This window comes from Vibrio sp. B181a, from assembly GCF_030248375.1.
GTDB lineage: Bacteria > Pseudomonadota > Gammaproteobacteria > Enterobacterales > Vibrionaceae > Vibrio > Vibrio campbellii.
Genome location: NZ_JAHGAD010000075.1, coordinates 1 through 6,614 on the forward strand (window position 1 = coordinate 1; position 6,614 = coordinate 6,614).

Here is a 6,614-nt window from a genome sequence, read left to right on the forward strand (position 1 = left end):
TGTCATTTAAGTATACCTAAACACCACAAGCTGAATTTGACACCAAATACTATAATGTCATAACATAAATGACACACACATTAAGATCATAATCTATATGTCACACAAGGGAAGTTATGTACATCTTTGGATACCTTAGAGCATCAACAAGTGATCAGAATGCAAAACGTGCACAGAATACATTGCAAGAGTTTGTACAGCAAAAAGGTCATCGTGTTGCGGGTTGGTATATTGAAAATGAATCAGGGGCATCTCTACAAAGACCTGAACTTCTACGATTGCTTGATGATACGGCAATTGGTGATGCAATCATCATTGAGCAAATAGATCGACTTTCACGCTTAGATGAAAAAAGTTGGTTCATATTGAAAGAAATGCTGAACAAGAAAGAATTGAAAGTGATCAGTCTCGATTTACCAACAAGTCACATTGCACTCTCTGCTCAAGTGACCGACGAGTTCACAACTTCAATGCTCAAAGCGATCAACAGTATGATGATGGACATGCTAGCAGCCATCGCTCGAAAGGACTACCAAGACCGACGTCGCCGTCAAGCAGAGGGAATAAAAAAGGCGAAGGAGGAAGGGAAATATCGGGGTAGACAGCCGAACCTTGAACTCCACAAGAAGATTTATCAATTAAGAGTTGTCAATAAGCTCAGTATTCATGACACTGCAAAGCTAGCTAATGTCTCTCCTCGCACCGTCATACGTGTTGCCCAAAAGCTATCCAAAGAGAGTAACAGTGACTTTTGAGCGATAACAGAAGGGGAAGAAATCATCATGTTATAATCTGTCATGGCTGACTTATTTAAATGGCCAGTGCTCTATATCGAAACTTACGCAGTCTCCACAAACAAATACGACCAGATAATTAATTGTTTTTCATACCACGAATGCTTGCATAGAGGAATTAAAGTTTACTCTTTAAGTTACTTGTTGCATAGTAAACTTTTCGAAAAGATGAAATGTCTTGAGCTGTAATTTCAATGTCAGATTCTTGGTATAAACCAGCGATAGCATCGTCTGAAAATCCAGCATCGTATAAACTTGCAACTTTTGATAACCCTTCAAGCGTATGCGCACTATTTTCTGTTTGGTTTGGTCTCTCGTCAATACGCTTAAGACGTTGCGATACTGCAGGGGCACTGATCCCGATTGATTCAGCGATCTTTGCTTGTGGGACGCCTTGTGCACGCAACAATTTAATCACATGATTTTTTTCATCTTTCGTTAACTCAGAAAAATCTTTTGACGCGTCAACATTCTCTGATTTAGCTTTATTAACTACTTTCTCCACTACAGAAGATACTGAACAACTTATAACTGGTGGAATCATTGTTTGTCACTCTATTGAAACACTAGTTAAGTTTAATTAAGGTTTAATTTTAATGTCAAGTTGCATTAATCTTACTCCTGCCTATCTCTCTATTTCCAGAAACCTGACTTTGAATTGTCCAAAAATACACCTTACTGATCCAGAAAACCATCGGGTATAGGTTAGCGACATTTCTGCTATGGTAAACATTTTTAGCTACCCAATACTTTGTCTTGAGGTTTCCAGGAGACCGATGAAGCTAAAGCATCGTTATTTTTATTCACGTCGAGAATAAGCGTTCACCGCTCGAATGAAACGTCTCGTACGATTAGGAAAAGCCGCCCCTACTAAGCCAATTACCGTACTGGCAATAAAAGACAGCAATAAACTGTACATCAGAAGTGAAGCGTTCCCGTCCATATGAGTTTCGCTAGATACCGCCAACGCCGTCACGGACAGCAATATGTTGACCACCACAGGCGCCAAAAAGGCTAAAGTGCCAAAGAGCAGAGTGGCGGGAATGTACAGCGCCAAAAACATCCCCCTTCGATGGTAAGATCGCATTGTCTGGTCTCACAAAAAGAGCCACAGTGTGACTGTGGCTAAATAAATATGGCCTCAACTTAACACAGGCGGTTGAGCCAAGGCGCTTTAAGCGCAATAAGTACAACACAAACCGCGCTAACAATAAACAACGGCATGCACATTAACCCTCAAAGCTATCCATACCCTTTATCGATAATCATTAATCCGGAGAGCCACACGAACCGCTTGGATGGCGTCGCTTCGTCGATGGACACCCAACTTTTTATACAACTTGTAAAGATGACTTTTCACCGTATTGGCTGTCAGAAACAGTTGCGATGCCACTTGTTGATTCGACAGGCCGTAGGAAAGCAGTTCGAGAATTTGTCTCTCTCGATGAGTGAGGTATGCTTGTCGACAATCCATGCTCTGGTTTGAGTGTCGATAACGATAGATCAACGTCTCTAAATATGGTCTTGGTAACCACAACCCCCCTTGGCAGATGTATTCAACACATGTGTTGAGGTGTGAGAGGGGAGCGTTACGCAACAAAATACCTTTCAATAACTTCCAACGAAGCACGTCTTTGATGACCGAGTCTTTTGGCACATTATGTATCATCAACGACCACCCAAACAAATCAAAGTCCGGCAGTAAGCCTCGATCTTCAAGTTGCCGCATGAACTCATAGTCAATAATCACCAGATCCACACGCAGGGTAGCGCTGTGAAGGACGATTTCATTTGGTAAACACGTTCGGATCGCCGTGTCAGGTAAAGAGAGTTGTTCCTTTATCAAACGGGTTTGCAGATTGTTCTCCGCCATTAAAACAAGCTGTTTGGCCTTCATATTTTTCCACCACTGAGTGCTGGCATCTTATTTTCTCTATGCCCTTTATCCATAGGAAAACTATAGCAGTCATCACAGCAAAGTACGGACTGTGCTTGGACTAGAGCTAAGCTTGCTCTTTTTCTTGGCGAGCAAAATTGAATGCAATAAAGAGGAAAAATGAACCAGGCTCTTACACTGATGGTTTAGGAGGCAATATACAATGAAACTAATACTTGCCATTTTACTCCCATGGCTCTAGTTCGACTCTGGTCTGGAGTGGTGTGTTTATTGCTTCATCTGACGCTGATTGGAGGAATGCCGACGCTATCTGGGTGTGAGCGGTAAAAGTCAGGCTCAGCTCTTTTCTATTGAAGAAGCCATCAGCTTATAGACATTAGACGGGACGACGTTTGAGCCCCCAATCTTGTTCAATTGATGCCAAACCGCCATCGACAGCCCTTACCTTGGCCCTATACCTCAACCCCAGCACGCTAACGGACGTCGCAACCTCCTCCCTTACCAAAGAGAGCCTCGCGAGAATAGGCGCCCACTCAAGAGAAACAGTGTTCAGCACTCTACGTCCTTTAGTTCTACACTGGTCAAACCACGCCAACAGCAAGCATCGAGACTTGTGGTATCGATTTTCCCCTTCGCGTGCACCACATCAATGACACCTACTCCCTCTTTAGTGAGGTGATAGAGCACTAAAGAGGCGTCGAAACGAGTCAATCAATTGCAAACTCGTAGCCCTGAGCTTGATATGTGGGTGCGCCCTATCCAACGCTCACCGCCATCACAAGCATTCCAACCACTCAATAACCTGTCGCCAGAGCTGACGGTCGAGCGTCACAGGGAGCGCTTGTTTATCGAAGAAAGCCTCTTGATAAAGAACATTTTCGGAAATCTTACCAAGGGTTGGGTATTGCCGAAAGTGTTGCAACAATTGCTCAGTGCGCTCTACACGCTCATCATGCGTAGCACAACGATTCATAACAAACGCTAAAGCAATCTTGCGAGCACTCAATATGCCGGATTCAATAAGATCTTGGATAAAAGGTAAGCTGGTGTGTAAATCCAACGGCGACGGTGACATCGGCAATAATATGGCGTTGGTAAAATACGTGTATCTTTCCATTTCTTCCTGACTGAAATTGGAAGGCGAGTCGATAACAATAAAGTCAGAATCTCGACGCACTTTAAGCGTCATCGCCATATTAGAGAAGCTACGCAGTGACGGCGGATAGGACTGAGAGCAACCTGGCAATGCATTTTTAGCCCAGTCATGGCACGAACACTGTCGATCAAAATCAATCAATTCGACCTTGTAGCCTAAGTGACTCAAATGGCTCAGCAACGCAGCCGCGCAAGTTGACTTCCCCACCCCACCTTTCTGGTTCATCACTAAAACCTTTTTGGCTTGACTGTAATGTAAACTAATCTTGTCTTGCTTCCTGCTGTACAAAGGCGCTCCCTTCGATAAATTCATTCTGCTCTAATACAGTAAATATGGCTCATCCCTTCGATGAAGCAAAGACAAAGCAAGTCAATGACGGACATACCCATCCCATGCTGAGCTGACCGAGACTAAGCAGTAGGCAAACTAACACCACGCTTTTATTCCTTGGTCATGTCTCACAAAGATAGATGCGAGCTCTCGCTCTTCCTTCCGTCCGCTACCAAAAGCGAGAGAGGCCATGCCACTGAATACAACTGTGTATCAACCAGCCGGATCTGCTCTGCTAAACGTATGGCGCCTATCTTCTTCCCACACTCATAAATACGAGCAGACGCATTATTACTCAACACGCCATGCCAACGTTTTTCAGAGAATAAAGGCTCGGAAGCTAAACAGTGGGCAGTAAATTGGTTAGCGAGCACCGTGTGCGATGGGTGCTTGTCGACCCATTCCACCACCGTTTGGTAGCGTAATGCGGTGACGGAGTTGGTATATTGCAACGCTTGCCCCACCCCAATGCATGCAAACATCACAACACTCATCATGATGATTTTCACACAAAATCGCGGCAGTTGACGCATCATCGGCGTTCCTCCATTGACTAATACGCTTAACTCATTCGAGTTCATCCATGATACAACGACATAGTCGCTTAGCCGCTAACTCGCCTCTTGTGCCACATGTCTTGTTTCTTTAATACGGGACATTGTCGCCTTGAGCGGGCTCGTCCTAGGCAAAACTCAAAACGGGCATGAGCCCAGTGAGCCTGAGGGCTTCCTTCATTCGCCAACGCGAACGCACTTTGCCACGCTTCACAAGCTTCAGACCAGTCATGCTGCTTTTCAAGTTCACAAGCGATAGACGCAGATTTTAGGTAAGAAAAGTTCAAACACTTCCTCCTTTCTCAGATGCAAAAAATGATTGTCCCCCATTCTCGATACATCCAATCTACACCTCGATGGCACAGACATAGGGAACGTTTCAGTGGGAAGAAGTTGCACCAATGAGGGGATCCAAACACGATCATGAAAAAGTAGGGCGCAACCTCTTCCTCTACAAGCATAGCAGCCATATCTGATGACAGAGAAAAATGTCATAACGTAACCTCTGAAACCACCGTTTTACTTGGGGATTCTTATCAAAGTGTACCTTTAATGCACTAGGTAAATTTAGTGCACTAAAGTCGAAAAATAAATGTATAATGCACCAACATAAACAAACCAATGTAAAATGCACCAATGAATCACAATATCCGAATTTATGGTTACTTAAGAGCCTCGACCGACGAGCAAGATGCCTCGCGAGCAAAAAATGACCTGATCGAGTTTGCTGACAAAATGGGCTATCCCGTTGCCTATTGGTTTGAGGAGAACGAATCAGGGGCTCGATTACATCGCCCTGAATTATTTCGTCTCCTTGACATCGCGATGCCAGGCGACATTATCCTGGTTGAGCAAGTGGACCGAATAAGCCGCCTGAACACCAAAGACTGGGAGCAACTCAAAAACATCATCGCCAGTAAAGGATTGAAGGTCGTGGCATTGGATTTACCGACCAGCCATCAATTTATGCACACCACCGACGAGTTTACCGAGCGCATGCTGGCTGCTCTCAATAGCATGATGCTCGACATGCTAGCCGCCGTGGCCAGAAAAGATTATGAAGACAGGCGTCGCCGCCAAGCGCAAGGCGTGCAACGAGCAAAGCAAGAAGGAAAATACAAAGGTCGTCCGGTTGATATCAAGCTGCACCAGAAGATAGAAGGTTTGCTGCAAGATGGGAAAAGCTACAGCCAAATCGAAGCATTGATAGGTTGCTCCAGGCATACAATTTCTAAGGTTTCTAAATTACTCAAAACAAACAAGGCGTCATGTTAAAACCATCACGACAAGATCGAGAACAACGATTTCTCCAAAGAGCCAGACAGAAGTGCGGCGAGCAATATGATCTGATCCAGCCAGACTGGACACTTCATTAAGCGACATTTTGATTTTCAAAGTTAACTGGGCTTAGATACCCAAGAGCACTGTGCCTTCTTGTCCGATTATAATCAACCTCTATGTATTCAAAGATCGTTTGGCGCATCTCGTCTCGCGTCATGATCGGCTCATACTGGATCGCTTCAACTTTCATTGAATGGAAGAAGCTCTCAACACAAGCATTGACGCTCCTATGTCAAGACAGACTCGCTAGATCTTTCAGTATTAGCGGGAATAGCTCTCTCGCTATATAACGTTTTAAGATACGAGTTATTTCCTTAGTTGATAACCCTTCTGCTGTTCTTCGTGCAACATAGTCTTTTGTTCTGGGATCACTACGCATTCTAACCATTGCCACGGTCCAAAGAGCGTTATTCGCACTACGGCTACCTCCTCGATTCAACCTATGACGGGTAGTTTTCCCCGATGACGCTGGAATTGGATTAACGCCACACAAGGCTGCAAACGATGATTCTTTCTTTAATCGGTTTGTAGTGGTCAAGTAA

Annotated in this window: 9 protein-coding genes and 1 pseudogene; 2 read left to right on the top strand and 8 right to left on the bottom strand. The window is 44.4% G+C overall.

The window, feature by feature from the left end:
* Positions 1 to 116: 116 nt before the first annotated feature.
* Entirely contained in the window at positions 117 to 755 is a 639-nt protein-coding gene (locus KIO97_RS23145; protein ID WP_104038477.1) for a recombinase family protein, read from the top strand.
* 157 nt (positions 756 to 912) lie between these two features.
* On the opposite strand, the gene KIO97_RS23150 is transcribed toward KIO97_RS23145, so the two are convergent.
* The 6 genes from KIO97_RS23150 to KIO97_RS23175 all read right to left on the bottom strand — a co-directional run bounded on the left by KIO97_RS23150 (position 913) and on the right by KIO97_RS23175 (position 5,018).
* The gene (locus KIO97_RS23150) at positions 913 to 1,338 is read right to left on the bottom strand and encodes a hypothetical protein (protein WP_285384050.1); all 426 of its coding nucleotides are present in this window, start codon (positions 1,336 to 1,338) and stop codon (positions 913 to 915) included.
* A 255-nt stretch (positions 1,339 to 1,593) separates the two neighbouring features.
* Entirely contained in the window at positions 1,594 to 1,851 is a 258-nt protein-coding gene (locus KIO97_RS23155) for a hypothetical protein (protein WP_145997107.1), read from the bottom strand.
* A gap of 198 nt (positions 1,852 to 2,049) precedes the next feature.
* Entirely contained in the window at positions 2,050 to 2,691 is a 642-nt protein-coding gene (locus tag KIO97_RS23160; RefSeq protein ID WP_285384051.1) for a helix-turn-helix transcriptional regulator, read from the bottom strand.
* Between the two features lie 775 nt (positions 2,692 to 3,466).
* Complete coding sequence (locus tag KIO97_RS23165; protein WP_285384052.1) at positions 3,467 to 4,159, bottom strand: ParA family protein; 693 nt, start codon at positions 4,157 to 4,159, stop codon at positions 3,467 to 3,469.
* Positions 4,160 to 4,305: 146 nt separating this feature from the next.
* Positions 4,306 to 4,713 carry a hypothetical protein gene (locus KIO97_RS23170; RefSeq protein WP_285384053.1) on the bottom strand — a complete coding sequence of 136 codons (408 nt, stop codon included), beginning with the start codon at positions 4,711 to 4,713 and terminating at the stop codon, positions 4,306 to 4,308.
* 68 nt (positions 4,714 to 4,781) lie between these two features.
* Positions 4,782 to 5,018, bottom strand: coding sequence for an ANR family transcriptional regulator (locus KIO97_RS23175; protein ID WP_061027101.1), 237 nt, complete (start codon positions 5,016 to 5,018; stop codon positions 4,782 to 4,784).
* 349 nt (positions 5,019 to 5,367) lie between these two features.
* Here KIO97_RS23175 and KIO97_RS23180 point away from each other — a divergent pair, with 349 nt between their 5' ends.
* A complete protein-coding gene (locus tag KIO97_RS23180; RefSeq protein ID WP_285384054.1) occupies positions 5,368 to 6,006 on the top strand; it encodes a recombinase family protein in 639 nt (212 codons plus the stop codon).
* Between the two features lie 97 nt (positions 6,007 to 6,103).
* Here KIO97_RS23180 and KIO97_RS23185 read toward each other — a convergent pair.
* Together KIO97_RS23185 and KIO97_RS23190 are read right to left on the bottom strand one after the other, a co-directional pair.
* Positions 6,104 to 6,292, bottom strand: a pseudogene (locus KIO97_RS23185) (IS3 family transposase); the annotation flags it as partial.
* A 12-nt stretch (positions 6,293 to 6,304) separates the two neighbouring features.
* The coding region (locus tag KIO97_RS23190; RefSeq protein WP_285384055.1) for a transposase at positions 6,305 to 6,614 on the bottom strand (310 nt) is incomplete at its 5' end.